The organism is Microvirga mediterraneensis (assembly GCF_013520865.1).
GTDB classification, from domain to species: domain Bacteria; phylum Pseudomonadota; class Alphaproteobacteria; order Rhizobiales; family Beijerinckiaceae; genus Microvirga; species Microvirga mediterraneensis.
The window spans coordinates 4,062,901-4,079,758 of sequence record NZ_JACDXJ010000001.1 but is presented as its reverse complement, the minus strand read 5'-3'; the positions used below and the strand labels follow the sequence as shown (position 1 = coordinate 4,079,758).

Genomic DNA, 16,858 nt, shown 5'->3' with positions numbered 1-16,858 from the left:
GGATGAGGGATAGAGAGGCCCCACAGTCGTCATCACCGGCACAGGGCCGGCCATGACGGGCCGGAACGAGAGGACAAGACCATGTGCGGACGCTATGCGATCACGCTTCCTCCCGAGACCTATCGGGATTTCTTCGGTTATCCCGAACAGCCGAATTTTCCTCCGCGCTACAACGTGGCTCCCACGCAGCCGGTCCCGATCGTGCTGGAGGATCGCGGCGAGCGCCATTTCATGCTGGTGCGCTGGGGCTTCCTGCCGTCCTGGGTAAAGGACCCGAAGGACTTTCCCCTCGTCATCAACGCGCGCGGCGAGACGCTGGAGACCAAGCCGACCTTCAAGGCGGCCCTGAAGCGCCGGCGCTGCATCTTCCTCGCAGACGGCTTCTATGAATGGCGGCGGGAGGGAAAGGAGAAGACCCCGTTCCTGATCCGCCCGCGCAGCCGCAAGCCCATGCCGATGGCGGGCCTGTGGGAAACCTATATGAGCCCGGACGGGGCCGAGATCGATACCGCCGCCATCGTGACCACGGATGCCAACGGAACGCTCTCCGCCGTGCACGACCGCATGCCCGTGATCCTCTCCGAGGACGACATCGCCGCATGGCTCGATGTGCGCGACGAGCGCGCCGACGTAATGCGCCTCGTGCGTCCCTGTCCCGACGACTGGCTCGACCTCGTGCCGGTCTCCAGCCGCGTGAACAAGGTCGAGAACGACGATCCGGGCCTCATGGAACCGCTCGCCCGGCCGGAGCCCGCGCCGGTGAAGGAGAAGAAGCCCAAGGTGAAGAAGCCGCTTTCGAGCGACGAGGACGAGCAGGGGAGCTTGTTCTGATCGGTGCGGCCGCCTGAGGTGAAAGTTTATGCGAGGCCGGGCGGGATTCTTTATCTCAGAAACGAACCATGTCTTCAGAAGATTGACTAAATATAAGTTAAGTAGCAAAATAAGCATGGTATGTTGCAGTAAAGATCGCGCCGCATAACATACGTATTGCCCGGAACAATCATATCTCCTCTGTAGTACCTCTTTCCGGGCGTGGCCGCATTGCAATTTCGTGCGAGCGCTAAAACGGTACAGCGATCCCTGGTCCAGTTGAGTCTCTGATGCTCAGGCCGATGTCCGTCGGCCCTGTGTGGACATGATGTCAAAGGAGGGAAACATGGCCGCCCGATCCGTGCATTGCTTCTTCAAGAATTTGACCGACGAGACGCTTGTTCGTGAGAGCGAGCATCTCGATCATGGCATCTACACGGATCCGTGGTTTCCGCCGCAAACCGTCGCGCCCAAGGCCGTCGGTGAGTGGCGGACCGAATCCGATGGCTTCATGACCGGAACGGAAGGACGCGCCCGGTATCGAATTTCCTCCGGAGCAGGGACGGAGTTCATCGACCTCTGGTGGGACAATCCCTTCATTGGCGGCAACGAGTCGTCGATCAAGATCGTCGAGGACTTCAGCGGGGATCCGAGCGAAGTCTTCGAAGGAGCCAATCAGATCGATGGCGCGCCGCCGCCGAATTGGGTGAAGATGACGGATGGCGATGTGGAGGCTTGGATCGATGCCATCCTGTTCCCGCCCTACATCATCGCCAATGCGCCGATCGCCAACGATGCCAATGCGGTCTTTGCGATCAGGCGTAAGCCGCAGCACGTGAGCAGCCCACTTTTCGGACCTCAGGGAACGGGTCCTCGTACATCACGGATCAACACTTCGAAGAAGCCCGAAGAGTGGGAGGGGCTCTGGTCGGGACAATCGGTCTCGGTGACGCTCGTCAGCCTCGGCCGCAAGAACATGAGCGCGAGCATCACGGACACGACCGCTTCTCCAAGTCTGAATTTCCAGGAAAACTTCACTCTCGGCTCGATCAGTTGGGCTCTCAACTCCTTTGCGCTCGAAGTGCATAAGGAATTCGCGAGGACCGATCCGAACGCCGCGCGTGCCATCATAGGGGCGGCCGCCAAAGCGACCCGCCTTTATCAGAACGACGAGCCCGAGAGCGTCACCGCGATTCACGAAGCCGTTCGGGCCGAGATCGGCGACAACAAGTTCAAGGTGCCGTCGGACAAGCTGGTTCGCGCCACCAAAGCTGCCGCTGCCATCGGCAAGCTGCCGCGCGCGACCGTGATGCTGTCCCACGGTGTTTGCCTGACGCTCTACGACGAGTTCGAGGCGGGCCGTAAGGTAGGCGCGCACATCCTTTACGAGAGGGTTCTGCCGGGCCTGGGACTCACGCTGGCAAGCGAACGGCTCACCTATTATCCGATGTTGCACTGAAGCCGAAGCCGGTCCACGCCTCACCCGCGTCGAGGCGGTTTCCTTGCCGCGTCCCGCCGCAGAACTCCCACGACCTCGAGATGCGGCGAGTGCTTGAACTGGTCGACCGGAACGACGCGTTCCAGGCGGTAGCCGCTGCTCATGAGGATCGCGGCGTCGCGGGCGAAGGTGGCCGCGTCACAGGAGACGCTGATCACGAGCGGGACTTTCGATGCCGCGAGCTGCTTCGCCTGTGCCTCCGCGCCCGCGCGCGGCGGGTCGAGCACCACGGCGTCGAAGGCGTTGAGCTCCGGAGTCAGCAGCGGACGGCGGAAGAGGTCGCGCGCTTCCGTCGTGACGCGGCGCAGGCCGGGCGTCGCACGGGCGGCCTTGTCGAGGGCCACCATCGCGCCCTTGTCGAACTCCACCGCGTGAACGTCGGCGTTCTCGGCGAGCCGCAACGCGAACGGGCCTGCTCCGGCGAAGAGATCGGCCACGCGCTTGGCGCGGGAGCAAGCCTCGGCGACGAGGCCGGCCAGCGTCTCCTCGCCGAGTTTCGTCGCCTGCAGGAACGAGCCCGCGGGCGGCACGACAGCAGCGCGGCCCATCGCGATCGCGGGCGGGCGCCGCTCCACGATCACGTCACCGTGGATCGACAGGCGCGAGAGGTCGAGGCTTGCCGCAAGGTCGATGAGGCGGATCCGGTCCTGATCCTTCAGCGGGCCGTAGCCGCGCACGTCCACGTCGAAGCCGGTCTGCGTCGCGGTGATCTGGATGTCGAGGGGCTTGCGCGGGCCTTTCAGGTGCTCGCCGATGGCGCGCGCGATGGCGGGTGCCTTCTCTCGCAGCGCGGGCTCCGTGACGGGGCAGAAGTCGATCTCCACGATCTGGTGGCTGCGCGGGGCCATGAAGCCCACATGCATGGCGCGGTCGGGAAAGCGCACATGCAGCGTCACGCGGCGCCGCCCCTCGCCATGGGCGTCGATGAGCGGCGCGACGGCGGTTTCGATGCGCGCTTGGCGCAGGGTATGGACGAGCGTCTCCTGCTTCCAGGCTTGATAGAAGCCGTGCTTCATGTGCTGCGTGGCACAGCCGCCGCATGCATCGAAATAGGGGCAGAAGGGTGTCTCGCGCTCGGGCGACGCCACGTCGACGCTGACGAGGCGCGCATGCGACCCATCGCGCTCGATGGTGACGGTCTCGCCCGGCAGCACCTTCGGCACGAAGACGGGACCGGACGACGTCTCGGCAATGCCGTCGGCTTTCGCGCCGAGGCGCCTGATGATGACCTGTTCAGCCACGGCGGGCTCCCAACAAAAATTCACGGTTGCCGTCGCCACCCTCGATGGGGGACGGGATGAGCCCGATAACGTCAAAGCCGAGGGATGTCACGAAGGATGACAGGTCCTCGCAGACGGTGCGATGCACCGCCTCGTCGCGCACGATGCCCTTCTTCACGTGATCGCGCCCGGCCTCGAATTGCGGCTTCACGAGAACGGCGAGTTCCGCCCGGGGCTTCAGGAAGGCGATCGCCGGAGGCAGGACGAGCTTCAACGAGATGAAGCTCACGTCGGACACGAGAAGATCGGCCGGCTGAGGGACGAGGTCCGCGTTCAACGAACGGGCATCCGTGCCTTCGAGATTGGTCACACGCGCATTGCCCACGATGGTGGGATGGAGCTGGGCGTGCCCCACATCCACCGCGTAGACATGGGCGGCGCCGCGCTTCAGCAGCACTTCCGTGAAGCCGCCCGTGGAGGCCCCGATGTCGAGGCAGATCTTTTCCCTCGGGTCGATGTGGAAGGCATCGAGCGCCGCCGCCAGCTTCACGCCGCCGCGGGACACGTAGGGGTGCGGCTGCTCGGCCGTGATGACGGCCTCCTCGGGCACCCCGTCGGACGCCTTGCGGATGACCAGCCCGTTCACGGTCACGAGACCGGCTGCGATGGCCTCCTGCGCCCGGGCGCGGCTCGCGAAGAAGCCGCGCTCGACGAGAACCACGTCGGCGCGCTTGCGGGTCATGGAAGCCTCGAACTCATCTGGATCACGATCCCTTCAGGTGCCGGAACCAAGTTCCGCCCTACAACATCTTCCGTGCACAATCCCAACAGGCCAACGGAGGTCCCATGCTGAGCCGTCGCCATCTTCTGACCGGTGCAACCCTGCTGGCCGCCAGCGCTGCCATTCCCCGCGCCTGGGCGCAAGCCCCGACGGGACCGTTCAAGCTCGATCCGCTGCCCTATGCGCCCTCCAAGAACGAGCCGCATATCGATGCGCAGACCATGGAGATCCACCATGACAAGCATCATGCGGCCTATGTCAACAACCTCAACGCGGCCCTCGCCCAGAACGCCGAGGCGGCCAGGATGCCCCTGCAGGACATGCTGGCGAATTTGACCAAGGTGCCCGAGTCGATCCGCACGGCCGTGCGCAACAACGGCGGCGGACATGCCAACCACACCATGTTCTGGCAGATCATGGGCGGCCAGGGCGGCGAGCCTTCGGGCGACCTGAAAGCCGCCATCGACCGGGATCTCGGCGGCTTCCAGAAGTTCCAGACGGATTTCAACACCGCCGGCGAGAAGCAGTTCGGCTCCGGTTGGGTCTTCGTCACCGTGTCCCGCGACGGCAAGCTCGCCCTGACGACGCGGCCCAACCAGGACACGCCCCTGATGGATGGGCAGCGGGTCCTGATGGGCAATGACGTGTGGGAGCACGCCTATTACCTGAAATACCAGAACCGCCGGCCCGACTATCTCAAGGCATGGTGGAACGTGCTCGACTGGAACCGGATCGGCGAGCGCTATGCGGCCGCCAGGGCGGGGACGCTGACGGTTTAAGCACCTGCTGTCATCCCCGGCGGCCGTCGGCCGGGAAGGGGATCCACGATCATGCGTGGAGCGATGGATTCCCTTCCCCTCCGCTTTGCTCCGGCCGGGAATGACACGGAGGGCGCCTCACGGAAGCGAGATCACCGGCACAAGGCCGGCGATGACGTGAGAGGGTGAGAACTCGTCCGTTACGCCCGAACCTTCCGCGCCTCTTCCTGGCCCAGGGCCTCGAACACGCGGGTGACGATGCCGGCGGCGTCGAGGCCGGCCTTGGCGTACATGCGCTCGGGCTTGTCCTGGTCCTGGTAGATGTCCGGCAGGACCATGGAGCGGACCTTCAGGGTGCCCCGGTCGAGGGCGCCCTTGTCGGCGAGAAGCTGCAGCACATAGGAACCGAAGCCGCCGATAGAGCCCTCCTCGACGGTCACGAGGACCTCGTGGTCGCGGGCGAGCGCTAGGATCAGCTCCTCGTCCAGGGGCTTGGCGAAGCGGGCATCCGCCACGGTGGTGGACAGGCCGCGCGCCTCCAGCTCCTCGGCGGCCTTCAGGGCCTCCGACAGGCGGGTGCCGAGGGACAGGAGAGCGATGCGGCTGCCTTCCTTGACGATCCGGCCCTTGCCGATGGTGAGCGGAATGCCTTTCTCGGGCATGTCGACGCCCACGCCCTCGCCGCGCGGGTAGCGGAAGGCGATGGGGCCGGAATCATGGGCCGCGGCGGTCGCCACCATGTGGACCAGCTCGGCCTCGTCGGCGGCCGCCATCACCACCATGTTGGGCAGGCAGCCGAGATAGGCGACGTCGAAGGAACCCGCATGGGTCGCCCCGTCGGCGCCCACGAGGCCCGCCCGGTCGAGGGCGAAGCGCACGGGCAGGTTCTGGATCGCCACGTCGTGCACCACCTGGTCGTAGGCGCGCTGCATGAAGGTGGAATAGATGGCGCAGAACGGCTTGTAGCCCTCCGTGGCCATGCCGGCCGCGAAGGTCACCGCGTGCTGCTCGGCGATTCCCACGTCGAAGGTGCGGGCGGGGAATTCCTTGCCGAAGAGGTCGATCCCCGTTCCCGAGGGCATGGCGGCCGTGACGGCCACGATCTTGTCGTCGGCCTGCGCTTCCTTGATCAGGCTCTCGCCGAACACCTTGGTGTAGGAGGGCGCGTTGGCCTTGGCCTTGGTCTGCGCGCCCGTCACCACGTCGAAGGTGACGACCCCGTGATACTTGTCGGCGGCGGCCTCGGCGGGGGCGTAGCCCTTGCCCTTCTTGGTCACCACATGGACGAGGATCGGCCCCGTCCCGGTGTCGCGGACGTTCTTGAGGATCGGCAGCAGGTGGTCGAGGTTGTGGCCGTCGATGGGGCCCACATAGTAGAAGCCGAGCTCCTCGAACAGGGTGCCGCCGGTCCAGAAGCCGCGGGCGAATTCCTCGGCCTTGGCGGCCTTGTCGTAGATGAATTTCGGCAGCTTCTTGGCCAGCTGCTTGGCCGTCTCGCGGATGCCCCGATAGGTGCCGCCGGACACGAGACGGGCGAGATAGGACGACATGGCGCCAGTGGGGGGCGCGATGGACATGTCGTTGTCGTTGAGGATGACGATGAGGCGCGAATGCATGGCGCCCGCGTTGTTCATGGCCTCATAGGCCATGCCGGCCGACATGGCCCCGTCGCCGATCACGGCGATGACGTTGTTCTTCTTGCCCTCCAGGTCCCGCGCCACGGCCATGCCGAGGCCGGCGGAAATCGACGTGGAGGAATGGGCCGCCCCGAAGGGATCGTATTCGCTCTCGGACCGCTTGGTGAAGCCCGACAGCCCATCGGCCTGGCGCAGGGTCCGGATCCGGTCCCGGCGCCCGGTGAGGATCTTGTGCGGGTAGGCCTGGTGGCCCACGTCCCAGATCAGCCGGTCGCGGGGCGTATCGAACACGTAATGCAGCGCCACCGTCAGCTCGACGACGCCCAGGCCCGCGCCCAGGTGCCCACCGGTGACGGACACGGCGCTGATCGTCTCCGTCCGCAGCTCGTCCGCGACCTGCCGGAGCTGGTTTTCGGGCAATTGACGCAGATCGTCCGGGGTCTTGATGGAGTCGAGGAGGGGTGTGGACAACGTTTTACTCGCCAAGCTTTAAGCCGGAGGCCATCTCCAGGAGATAAGGTCAGGCGGGGCCTTGGTCAAACGCGACACGAGGCTTTCTTGCCGAAACGCTCATTCCGCCACGTCCAGCGGAGCCGTGCCGGAGGCAGCGCCGTCGGGCCCGATGGTGATCTTCTCGATGCGGGCCTCGGCTTTCTTGAGGAGCTGCTCGCAATGCTTCTTCAGGGCCTCGCCGCGCTCGTAGATCGCGATCGAATCCTCCAGGGGCACATCGCCGCGCTCGAGACGACGGACGATCTCCTCCAGCTCGGCCAGGGCCTTCTCGAAGGGGAGGGTCTTGATGGAGGCGGTGTCGGTCATGCGGATATCCGTCAAATCTTTGTTCCTGCCTATCTCACGATGGAATTGCGGCATCGCTTGGTCGGCGCGCGAGAAGTCTCTGATAGACGAGACCGATGCCGATGAGAACAAGCCCGAGCCCGATAAATGACAGGGCGCGCATCACGCCCTCCAGATTGGCGAGGTCGACGACGAAGACTTTCAGCACCGCCAGAACCAGATAGGCCGCCGAGACCAGGCGGGCGGGGCGGCTGTTGAAGGCGAATCCGAGGCCGAGCAGGAGGATTCCGATGAGGAGCAGGGCCAGCGAATAGCTCCATTGCTCGCCCTGGGAGAAGCCGAGCCACAGCGCCACTTGAGGTCCCACGGCGATCCGCCTGATCGCCAGCCCCACATAGGCCGAGAACAGGAGCAGGCTCAAAGCCGCCGAGAACAGGCTGTAGGAGGGCGGCCGCCCGCGTCGTTCGATGAGGGCCAATCCGGCGGCCAGGAGGGCAGGCAGCAGGTAGGCCAGGATCAGCGCGTTGAAGAGTGTCCCGCCCCGGATCTCGTCCTCCGTCAGCAGCGGATTGGCGACGAGAAGCAGTCCGCCCGCGCAGAGGGCAAGGGACAGGGTCCTGAAGATCAGCGAGCCCCAGCGATAGACCGGGTCGGATCGCCGGATGTCCAGGCGCGTGAGGACGATGGCGAAGACGAGGCTTTCTGTCGCAACGAGCCCGATCTCCAGGAGATCGGTGGTTGCGGCCAGCGGATCCCCGGCATGGAGCGCATGGCGGATCTCGAAGAAGACAAGGAAGGCCGCGAAGGCGATGCCGAGGCTCTCCGTCAGACGGACGGTCCAGTCGCGTCCCGTACGTTCGAGCAGGCGGGACGCGGCCAGGAAAGCGATGGCGGGAACGCCGTAGCCCCAGAGGAGCCAGTTGACGATGACCGGGCCCGGATCGCCACCCACGATGGTCGGGTCCCAGATCAGCCGTCCGAGGATGATCACACCGATGGCGCCCACCGCATAGCGCAGGGCCGGAATGGCGATTCGTTCCGAAATCCAGGCCGTGCCGAGCGCCGCGAGGGCGAAGGCGACGGTCAGCATGCCCTTGTCCAGGGCGAAGGTGAGGCCGAGGGCGAGCGCGCCCAGGGCCGCGGAGGCGGTTGCCCCGAGGCCGAGCCGGATGGCTCCGTTGTCGCTTCGGCGCATCAGCCATTGCGAGGCCAGCACGAAGGCGAGGCCGAGCACACCCGCCACGATGGCAAAGGACAGGCTGTGCTCGAAATTCGTGACCCGCCAATAGGCGGCGACAAGCGCGAGCAGCGGCCCGGCGCTCGCCGCACCGGCGTACCAAGCGGCAACCGGCAGGCGAGGATTCCTCGAAATGGCCAGCCGCAGCAGGGCCGCTCCGGCGATGAAGGCGGGCAGGAGCGCGGCGAGGGCCAGATAGGTGCTCAGGGCATGGGGCCGGACGGCGAAGACGTCGCCCGACGGGTAGAACAGGTTTTCCGGCGCATCCCCGATCTCGCTGGCCAAGGGCCAGGCCAGCAGGGCGCCCGCCGCCAGCAGGGCCGCGCTCCCCATGGCCGACGCGACGGAGGCTGTTCGAAAGCCGGCCGCCAGCAGCACGAGAGCCAGGGCCGCGACGAAGACGGGACGTCCGTCCCCCGTGGCGACGGAACTCGTCACGACGATCCCGGCCAGGGCGAAGGCGGCGAGGGCGGCGCTCGCGGCCCAGTCCGTCCGCGCCTCCTCGTCCGGGACATGGCGGTAGGGATCGACGGCGAGGAAAAAGGCGGCAAACCCGGCCTGGAGCACGAGATGCACCATGGCGGGCAGCGTATTGGCTTGGTCGACCAGGAAGATCGGCAGGGCCCAGGCCAGGGCTCCCATGGCGGCCGCGAGGGCGAGCCAGCGCCACAGGCGGAGACGCGCCACGCCATAGGCCGGCAGCACCACGAAGGCGAGGTAGATCACCAGTGCCCAGGGCTGCGGGTCGTTCGAGGAAACGAGAAGCGGGCTTCCCAAGGCGCCGACAAGGCCGAGGGCCGCGAGGGCCGGACCGTGCAGGGTCGAGGCGACCATGGCCAGGACGGCGATGAGCCCCAGCAGCACGAAGGTCGTGGCGGGGCCGATGAGATCATAAAGCGCATAGGCCGCATAGGCCGAGGCGAAGGCCGTGCAGATGCCCGCCGCCGTGAGGATGCTGGGCACATTGGCGCTGGGAATGCCGGGCAGGCCGAATCTGCGCTCGCGACGGCGCATCCATTCTCCTGCGCCGGTCAGGGCGAGCGCGAAGAGAATGCCGAGCGTGATGCGCGTTCCGGGGCTGAGGAGGTTCTGCTCGATGGAATAGCGCACGAGGAAGATCCCGCCGAGGGCCAGTGCCACGCCGCCGACCCATACGGCCCAGCGCGAGCCGAGCTTTTCCTCGAAACCCGCACCGGGCAGAGCGGGCCGGGGTGTGCCGGCTGGGATCGGCGGGACGGAAGTCGTCTGCGTCGCCTCGGGCTCCGGCCGAGGGGCGGCCGCTTCCGGGACGCGTTCGGGCGGTGGAGTGGGCTCGGCGGCCGGTTCCGCCGCGAGATCGCCAGGGCGTCGGGCCGCGCGCAGCTCACCCTCGAGACGGTCGAGGCGCAGGAGGAGGTGTTGAAGGTTCCGCCGTGCCCTGACGGCGGTGACGAGACCCGCGACGGCGATAACGGGAGAACCAAGTCCGATCAGGACCGCCAGGAGGATGGCAAGGCCAAGCAGCATGTCGTCCACGAAGGGCTCCCCGAATACACCAGTGGACCGCGTTCCCGACCGGAATCAGGCTAGCCCCCGTTAAGCTGTAACATGAAGGGTGTGCCCTCCATAGCCTCCGCGCCCCGGCCGATGGCGCGGACCGCATCGACCATCCGGCCCCGGCGGCCCAGGAGATCGTCGGCGAGCGCGACGAAGCGGGCGTTCGGCGTCGCGCTAGGGGACGCCTCCCGAAGGGCCCACGCGAGCTCATCCTCACGACGCTCCGGCGCGAGCGCGCAGGCGGCGATATAGGCGGCGGCCGTGGAACGGCTGATCCCGGCCCAGCAATGGAACAGGAGAGGGCTCTCCCGGCCCCAGTCCCGCACGAACGCGAGAAGCTGCTCGATATGCTCCATCCCCGGCAGGACATAGCCCTCCAGGGGCTCCACGATGTCGCTGACGCCGATGAAGAGATGGCGCTCGGCCGCGATGCCGGCCGGACGCTCCACCGTCGCGCTGGCCCCCATGAGGCTCACCACATGGCTGGCGCGTGCCGCCGCCACGGTCTCGTGCAGGCGGGATAGGGGACAGACGTGCAGGGTGGGCATGGGGCGGTCTCGGAGTGGGGGCGGGAGCGGTATGGCACGGTGAGGCCTCCCTGTCATGGCCGGGCTTGTGCCGCGTGCGTCGTTGTCATCCCCGGCGCACACAGTGCGGGAAGGGGATCCAAGGCGCTGAGCATGCGGGTGGTTTCCCTTCCCCTCCGCTGCGCTCCGGCCGGGGATGACATGGGGGGACGTTTTCCGCATCGAGATCACCGGCACCGAGCCGGTGATGACGTAAAAGGGTTAGACTGGCTTGAGGCCACCCCTCACCGCGCCAGTGCCGCCGTCACCTTCTCCCGGTAACGCTCCTCCGCCTCGGCGACCGGCCACGGCTCCAGGAGCGCGAGCACGGCGCGGGGCAGGGGCTCGGGACGCCCGAAGAACTTGATGCCTTCCTCGCGGCCGAAGCCGGCGAGATGAGTCGCCTCCAGAAAGGCCGCCTGCCGGTCGGCCTGCTTGATGAAGCGCTTGAGAGCGGCGGCCGGTTGGGCGGGCAGGCCGAAATGCAGATGGATGGCGCCGAGCAGCCCCGCCTCGATGGTCTTATAGGCATCGCCGATCACGGCCTTGAACGGCGAGATGATGTCGCCGATGACGTATTCCGGCGCGTCGTGCAGCAGCACCGCGAGGCGCCATTCGCGCGACATGTCCGGGGCGATGTGACTCGCAATGCCCTCCACGAGCAGGCTGTGCTGCGCGACGGAAAAGATATGCGGGCCGACGGTCTGCCCGTTCCAGCGCGCCACGCGGGCGAGGCCGTGGGCAATGTCGTCGAGCTCGACGTCGAGCGGCGAGGGATCGAGCAGGTTGAGGCGGCGGCCTGAGAGCATCCGCTGCCAGACGCGCGGTTCCTTCGCCATCAGAGCTTCTCGGGAGCATCGGACCCAAAAGTGGAAGCCACTTTTGGGGTTGATCCGATGCTCTCTTCCTTAATTGGCGTATCGTTCGAAGCGGAAAACCGGGACCACTTTTCCGCACGATGCGCCAGTTCGGCGCATTCCGCGTGGCGATAGCAGCCGGTGAGATGATCGTTCACCATGCCGACCGCCTGCATGAATGCGTAGACGATGGTGGGACCGACGAAGTTGAACCCTTCCTTCTTGAGCGCCTTCGAGATCCTGCGCGAGATCTCCGTTTCGGTCGGCACGTCCTTGCGGGTCTTTGCATTGGTCTGCACCGGCCGACCGTCGATGAAATCCCACAGGAAGCGCGAGAAGCCGCCGCGCTCCTGAATGACGAGCCAGGCGCGGGCGCCGGCGATCGTCGCCTCGATCTTGGCGCGGTTGCGCACGATGCCGGTATCGAGCATCAGCGCCTCGACCTGCGCCTGATCGAAACGGGCGATCACCGCCGGTTCGAATCCCGCGAAGGCGCTGCGGAAGTTCTCGCGCTTGCGCAGGATCGTGATCCAGGACAGGCCCGCCTGGAAGCCGTCGAGAATGAGTTTTTCGAACAGGGCGCGGTCGTCGAATTCCGGCACGCCCCATTCCGTGTCGTGATACGCCACATAGAAGGGATCGGTGCCGGGCCACCAGCAGCGGGCCTTGTTGTCGGGATGCAGGATCAGTCCGTCGGTCATGAAGCCTGTGTAGCGGGGCCGTGTCGAAACGGGAAGAGAGGCGGTGCGGGGAGGACGGGGAATTCAACGGCTCACTGCCATCGCCGGGCCCCTTACACCCTCTCACCTCATCCTGAGGAGCAGACGCAGTCTGCGTCTCGAAGGATCGTCCAGAGCGCACGGGACGTGCCCTCGTCCTTCGAGACGGATTGCTGACGCAATCCCCTCAGGATGAGGGCCCAGGTTGTTGCTGCGTGATGAGTTTGGATCCCAAGGAAACCCTCATCACCCGCCCGACAGCGGCTTCCGGAAATACACGACCCGCTCCGTCTCCTCGAAGCCCAGCGCCCGGTGCATGTTCTGCGAGGCGGTGTTGTCGAGGAGCACGTCGGAGGCGAATTCGCGGCAGCCGAGGCGCCTCGCCCAATCCTCGACGGCCCGGCACAGCAGCCGGGCGAGGCCCCGGTGGCGGTGTTCCGGCTCGACATAGATCCCTTCGAGGAAGGCCACGGGCGACGTGGCGCATCCATTCACGTAGTCATGGCGCAGGGCGGCCTCGGCAAAGCCTGCGGCCGTGCCGTCGGGCAGGCGCACGAGAAAGGCCACGGCCTTCCTCTGCTCCCAGAGCATGGCCTGCGCGTCGGAGCGGTGCTCCTGCACTGGGCCATCAGGCCAGAGGGCGTGGCGCAGGTTGGCCCATTCCTCCAGCGACTGGAGGGTGCAGGGCTCGATCCTCGGGCGGTTTCCGTCATCCATGGGACGGGGCTCCCCGCGCATCGACCAGATCCGCCATACGGTGCGCCGCGTCGTCCCCGGTGAGCCGCAGGCCGGCCGACACGCCGAGCCGGTCGCCCTCGGCGCGGTTCTGGCTCACCTTCCACTTGCCTTCGATTCGCGCGATCTCGATCTCGGCCCCGATGATGCCCTTGAGCTGCGCGGCCACGAAGGGCGCCGGCGCATCGCTCACGGCCCACGGCTCCGGCCGCGGAGCTTCCTGCACGTCCGTCATCGCGCCGATCTGCTGCAGCAGCCAGTCCGGGTCGTCCTTGACCGTCAGGCGGCCGCGCGCCTGGACGATGGCGTAGTTCCAGGTCGGCACGACCTTCCCGTGCTCGCGCTTCGCCGCGTACCAGGACGGCGTGATGTAGGTCTCCGGACCCTGGAAGACCACGAGAGCCTCTTGCTCGGGGTCGATGTTCCGCCATTGCGGGTTGGCGCGGGAGAGATGGGCCTTGAGGGTTCCGAGAGGCGAGGCGGACGCGTCGAGCACGAAGGGAATCGGGTTGGCCTCGATCCCGGCGCTGCCGAACGTCACCAGGAGCCCGAGCGGATGGGCCTGGATGAGGGCATGCTGGACCGCGAGGTCGTCCTCGCGAAAATGAGGCGGCTGGTACATGGCGTTCCCGGGCGATGGAGCGCGGATGCTAGCGATTCACGAAGGCCCAGACCAATCAAAAATCCCGATGTTGCGCATCACATGCGGCGATGGTCGTCACGCCCCGGTCCGGAGCACCCGCAGCTTCTCGGCCAGTTCCGTCCAGCGATAGGGCTTGCTGATGAAGGAAACGCCCGTGCCCAGGCCGTCCGAGGGCAGGGCCGACATGGGATAGCCGGAGGCGAGCAGGATCTTGAGGTCCGGCCGCATCTCGCGGGCCTTTCGGGACAGCTCGACCCCGTTCATGCCGTTGGGCATGATCACGTCGCTGAACAATATGTCGATGCCGGGATTGCTTTCGAGCACCTCGATCGCCTCGTTGGCGTCGTTCGCCGTCACCACGTCGTAGCCAAGGCTGTCGAAGATGTCGCTCGCCACCTCCCGGACCGCCGGCTCGTCCTCCACGATCAGCACGGTTCCCGCGCTGTCCCGGATGGGACGTTCCTTGTCGCCTTCCTCCTCGGGCGCATCCTCGCCGCTCTCCTGGGCCGGCAGGAGCATGGTGACCTTTGTGCCCTGGCCCGGCGTGCTGTCGACCTTGATGTGCCCGCCCGACTGGGTGACGAACCCGTACACCTGGCTCAGTCCCAGCCCTGTCCCCTTGCCGATCTCCTTGGTGGTGAAGAAGGGCTCGAAGACGCGGGAGACGACATCGGGCGACATGCCGATTCCCGTGTCCTGCACGGCGACCGACACATAAAGGCCGGGGGGCAGGGATGTCGCAGCGGCGTCCTTCTCATCGAGGGTGACATTGCCCGTCATGATCTTGAGGGAGCCGCCTTCCGGCATGGCATCGCGGGCATTGACGACGAGGTTGAGAAGGGCCGATTCGAATTGCGGCGCGTCGACGGAAATCCACCGCACGCGCGGAGCGAGCGAGAGCTGCAGCCGGATCAGTTCGCCGCAGGCCCGGCGCAGCACCGTTTCGAAGCCCTCGATGAGCGCGTTCGGATTGTGCGCGTTGGGCTGGAGGGGCTGGCGGCGCGAGAAGGCGAGCAGCTGCTGTGTCAGCTTCGCGCCGCGTTCGGCGGCGCGCTGCGCGCTTTCGATCAGCTTGATGTCGCGCGGGTCGCGCGCGTTGCGGGTCAGGAGATCCAGGTTGTTGACGATGATCGTCAGGAGATTGTTGAAGTCGTGCGCCACTCCGCCGGTGAGCTGTCCGACCGCCTCCATCTTCTGGGCCTGGAAAAGCGCGGCCTGCGCCTCTTCGAGAGCTTCCTGCGCCTTCCGGCGCTCGGTGATGTCGCGCGTGATCTTCGCGAAGCCGATGAGATCACCCAGCTCGTTGCGGATCGGATCGATGATGACGTTCGCCCAGAACTGCGTCCCATCCTTGCGGACGCGCCAGCCTTCCGCCTCGAACTTGCCCTCGCGCGCCGCCGTTTCCAATGCCCTCTTCGGCAAGCCGGCGGCGCGATCGTGCTCGGTGTAGAATTGCGAGAAATGACATCCGACGATCTCGCTCTCGTCATATCCCTTGATACGCTGCGCGCCGGCATTCCAGTTCGTCACATGGCCCTGCGGGTCGAGCATGAAGATGGAATAGTCCGTCACCCCCTGAACCAGCAGGCGGAAACGCTCCTCGCTTTCCTTGAGGGCTTCCTCGGTCCTCTTCCTCTCGGTGAGGTCACGGGTGATCTTGGCGAAGCCGAGCAGTTGGCCCTGGCGGTCGCGGATCGGATCGATGACCACATGCGCCCAGAAGCGGGTCCCGTCCTTGCGGACGCGCCAGCCCTCCGCTTCGAACTTGCCCTCGCGCGCCGCGGTCTCGAGGGCGCGCTTCGGCAGGTCCGTCGCAAGATCCTCGTCCGTGTAGAAGCGCGAGAAATGCTTGCCGATGATCTCGCTTTCCACATAACCCTTGAAGCGCTGGGCTCCCGGATTCCAGCTCACGATGGTGCCGGTCGGATCGAGCATGTAGATGGCATAATCGGTGACCGCGTCGACGAGGAGTTGAAAACGCCTCTCCTGCGTCGGTGTCGTTTCACCTGATACTGCACTCATTCGGAAATTCCCCAGCAAGGCCGTCCGTGCGCTTCTTCGGCACATGGTCCAGCCCAGTGGTATATAACTGACCTGGAGTTCTTCTTGTTCCGCGAGCTTGGCTGGAATTTTAAGATGGAAGCTCGGCTTCGCCCGGGAACGGGAACCGGATCCAGGCGGGCTTTTCGAGCTTCACGGGAATGCCCCCGGCCCTGATCGTCTCGCCGGCGGCAATCGCATCCGCCGCCCGGTCGAGGCGGATCATCAGGAGCCCCCTGCCTTCGATCCCCATGCCGGTCTGGCCCAAGGCCTTCCCCCCGGCCGTCACCTCGACGCCCACATCGGCCGCGAACCCGCCTTCATAGACGGCCGGCACGATCCGGGTGCGGGCCGTGCCCCGGTGCTGCATGCGCGAGACCACTTCCTGGCCCACATAGCAGCCCTTGTCGAAATCGACCCCGTGGAGCTGGTCCATCAGGGCCTCGTGCGGGAAGGCCTCGCCGAACAGGAAATCGCGGCCGCCCTCCGGCACGCCCAGCGCGATGCGATGGGCGAGGTAGGTGTCGGCCGGATCCCGGCCGAACTCGGCCGCATCCTGGGTCGCCACGATGGCCCGCCAGCCAAGCTCGGGCAGGCGAGGGTCCTCCACCACGAACCCGGCCTCGTCGTCCGGCCGCGGCGCATCCCAGCCGGCCACGACGGCCAGGGATTCGGACAGGTCCTCGACCGCCACCTTGGCCCGCAGCTTGTAGAAGCCGAGGCGCTTGGCGAGATCGGGCGCGAAGACCTTGAGCACGTCGAGATAATAGGCCCCGCCGATCTCGGCGGGAGCCTGGAAGACGAGAAAGTCGAACAGGATCTTGCCCTGCGGCGTCAGGAGGGCGCCGAGGCGGGCGGCGTGCGGCGACACGCGGTCCAGGTCGCAGGTGATGAGGTTGTCGAGAAAACTCTTGGCGTCCTCGCCCGAAACCCTTACCACGCCCCGGTCGGCCAGATGGACTGACGGCATGTGCCCGCTCTCCTTATCGTTACAAGCGTGACATATGCCCGTTCCGCAGCGGC

15 protein-coding genes are annotated in these 16,858 nt (G+C 66.3%); 3 read left to right on the top strand and 12 right to left on the bottom strand.

Going from position 1 to position 16,858, the window contains the following annotated elements:
* Positions 1-81: 81 nt before the first annotated feature.
* Positions 82-831 carry an SOS response-associated peptidase gene (locus H0S73_RS19350; protein ID WP_181053675.1) on the top strand — a complete coding sequence of 250 codons (750 nt, stop codon included), beginning with the start codon at positions 82-84 and terminating at the stop codon, positions 829-831.
* Positions 832-1,156: 325 nt separating this feature from the next.
* On the top strand, positions 1,157-2,269 hold the full coding sequence (locus H0S73_RS19345) for a hypothetical protein (RefSeq protein ID WP_181053674.1): 1,113 nt from the start codon (positions 1,157-1,159) through the stop codon (positions 2,267-2,269).
* A gap of 20 nt (positions 2,270-2,289) precedes the next feature.
* Here H0S73_RS19345 and H0S73_RS19340 read toward each other — a convergent pair whose 3' ends face one another.
* Both H0S73_RS19340 and H0S73_RS19335 read right to left on the bottom strand, forming a co-directional pair.
* Positions 2,290-3,549, bottom strand: coding sequence for a class I SAM-dependent RNA methyltransferase (locus H0S73_RS19340; protein WP_181053673.1), 1,260 nt, complete (start codon positions 3,547-3,549; stop codon positions 2,290-2,292).
* Entirely contained in the window at positions 3,542-4,270 is a 729-nt protein-coding gene (locus tag H0S73_RS19335; protein ID WP_181053672.1) for a TlyA family RNA methyltransferase, read from the bottom strand. Before H0S73_RS19335 ends, H0S73_RS19340 begins: the two co-directional genes overlap by 8 nt.
* A 104-nt stretch (positions 4,271-4,374) precedes the next feature.
* Here H0S73_RS19335 and H0S73_RS19330 point away from each other — a divergent pair, with 104 nt between their 5' ends.
* On the top strand, positions 4,375-5,088 hold the full coding sequence (locus H0S73_RS19330; protein ID WP_246389095.1) for a superoxide dismutase: 714 nt from the start codon (positions 4,375-4,377) through the stop codon (positions 5,086-5,088).
* A gap of 179 nt (positions 5,089-5,267) precedes the next feature.
* Here H0S73_RS19330 and dxs read toward each other — a convergent pair whose 3' ends face one another.
* The 10 genes from dxs to ygfZ all read right to left on the bottom strand — a co-directional run bounded on the left by dxs (position 5,268) and on the right by ygfZ (position 16,805).
* Positions 5,268-7,175 carry a 1-deoxy-D-xylulose-5-phosphate synthase gene (gene dxs / locus H0S73_RS19325; protein ID WP_181053671.1) on the bottom strand — a complete coding sequence of 636 codons (1,908 nt, stop codon included), beginning with the start codon at positions 7,173-7,175 and terminating at the stop codon, positions 5,268-5,270.
* Positions 7,176-7,274: 99 nt separating this feature from the next.
* On the bottom strand, positions 7,275-7,523 hold the full coding sequence (locus H0S73_RS19320; protein ID WP_181053670.1) for an exodeoxyribonuclease VII small subunit: 249 nt from the start codon (positions 7,521-7,523) through the stop codon (positions 7,275-7,277).
* 34 nt (positions 7,524-7,557) lie between these two features.
* On the bottom strand, positions 7,558-10,245 hold the full coding sequence (locus H0S73_RS19315) for a DUF2339 domain-containing protein (protein ID WP_246389325.1): 2,688 nt from the start codon (positions 10,243-10,245) through the stop codon (positions 7,558-7,560).
* Between the two features lie 59 nt (positions 10,246-10,304).
* A complete protein-coding gene (locus tag H0S73_RS19310; RefSeq protein WP_181053668.1) occupies positions 10,305-10,823 on the bottom strand; it encodes a tyrosine phosphatase family protein in 519 nt (172 codons plus the stop codon).
* A 263-nt stretch (positions 10,824-11,086) separates the two neighbouring features.
* Positions 11,087-11,680 carry an HD domain-containing protein gene (locus tag H0S73_RS19305; RefSeq protein WP_181053667.1) on the bottom strand — a complete coding sequence of 198 codons (594 nt, stop codon included), beginning with the start codon at positions 11,678-11,680 and terminating at the stop codon, positions 11,087-11,089.
* Positions 11,680-12,399 (bottom strand): DNA-3-methyladenine glycosylase I, encoded by a 720-nt coding sequence (locus H0S73_RS19300; protein ID WP_246389094.1) that lies wholly within the window; start codon positions 12,397-12,399, stop codon positions 11,680-11,682. Before H0S73_RS19300 ends, H0S73_RS19305 begins: the two co-directional genes overlap by 1 nt.
* Before the next feature lie 264 nt (positions 12,400-12,663).
* A complete protein-coding gene (aac(6'), locus tag H0S73_RS19295) occupies positions 12,664-13,134 on the bottom strand; it encodes an aminoglycoside 6'-N-acetyltransferase (protein ID WP_181053666.1) in 471 nt (156 codons plus the stop codon).
* The gene (locus H0S73_RS19290; protein WP_181053665.1) at positions 13,127-13,774 is read right to left on the bottom strand and encodes an FMN-binding negative transcriptional regulator; all 648 of its coding nucleotides are present in this window, start codon (positions 13,772-13,774) and stop codon (positions 13,127-13,129) included. The genes aac(6') and H0S73_RS19290 overlap by 8 nt, the downstream gene beginning before the upstream one ends.
* Positions 13,775-13,870: 96 nt before the next feature.
* Positions 13,871-15,817 (bottom strand): hybrid sensor histidine kinase/response regulator, encoded by a 1,947-nt coding sequence (locus H0S73_RS19285; RefSeq protein WP_181053664.1) that lies wholly within the window; start codon positions 15,815-15,817, stop codon positions 13,871-13,873.
* A gap of 109 nt (positions 15,818-15,926) precedes the next feature.
* Entirely contained in the window at positions 15,927-16,805 is an 879-nt protein-coding gene (gene ygfZ, locus H0S73_RS19280; RefSeq protein ID WP_181053663.1) for a CAF17-like 4Fe-4S cluster assembly/insertion protein YgfZ, read from the bottom strand.
* Between the last annotated feature and the right edge of the window lie 53 nt (positions 16,806-16,858).

What these genes read in the sequence shown, in the direction of transcription:
- H0S73_RS19335 (WP_181053672.1), bottom strand. Translation starts at nt 4,270, where the DNA reads ATGACCCGCAAGCGCGCCGACGTGGTTCTCGTCGAGCGCGGCTTCTTC.
- H0S73_RS19290 (WP_181053665.1), bottom strand. Translation starts at nt 13,774, where the DNA reads ATGTACCAGCCGCCTCATTTTCGCGAGGACGACCTCGCGGTCCAGCAT.
- H0S73_RS19315 (WP_246389325.1), bottom strand. Translation starts at nt 10,245, where the DNA reads ATGCTGCTTGGCCTTGCCATCCTCCTGGCGGTCCTGATCGGACTTGGT.
- H0S73_RS19305 (WP_181053667.1), bottom strand. Translation starts at nt 11,680, where the DNA reads ATGGCGAAGGAACCGCGCGTCTGGCAGCGGATGCTCTCAGGCCGCCGC.
- H0S73_RS19300 (WP_246389094.1), bottom strand. Translation starts at nt 12,399, where the DNA reads ATGACCGACGGACTGATCCTGCATCCCGACAACAAGGCCCGCTGCTGG.
- H0S73_RS19350 (WP_181053675.1), top strand. Translation starts at nt 82, where the DNA reads ATGTGCGGACGCTATGCGATCACGCTTCCTCCCGAGACCTATCGGGAT.
- H0S73_RS19330 (WP_246389095.1), top strand. Translation starts at nt 4,375, where the DNA reads ATGCTGAGCCGTCGCCATCTTCTGACCGGTGCAACCCTGCTGGCCGCC.
- H0S73_RS19320 (WP_181053670.1), bottom strand. Translation starts at nt 7,523, where the DNA reads ATGACCGACACCGCCTCCATCAAGACCCTCCCCTTCGAGAAGGCCCTG.
- ygfZ (WP_181053663.1), bottom strand. Translation starts at nt 16,805, where the DNA reads ATGCCGTCAGTCCATCTGGCCGACCGGGGCGTGGTAAGGGTTTCGGGC.
- H0S73_RS19285 (WP_181053664.1), bottom strand. Translation starts at nt 15,817, where the DNA reads ATGAGTGCAGTATCAGGTGAAACGACACCGACGCAGGAGAGGCGTTTT.
- H0S73_RS19310 (WP_181053668.1), bottom strand. Translation starts at nt 10,823, where the DNA reads ATGCCCACCCTGCACGTCTGTCCCCTATCCCGCCTGCACGAGACCGTG.
- H0S73_RS19345 (WP_181053674.1), top strand. Translation starts at nt 1,157, where the DNA reads ATGGCCGCCCGATCCGTGCATTGCTTCTTCAAGAATTTGACCGACGAG.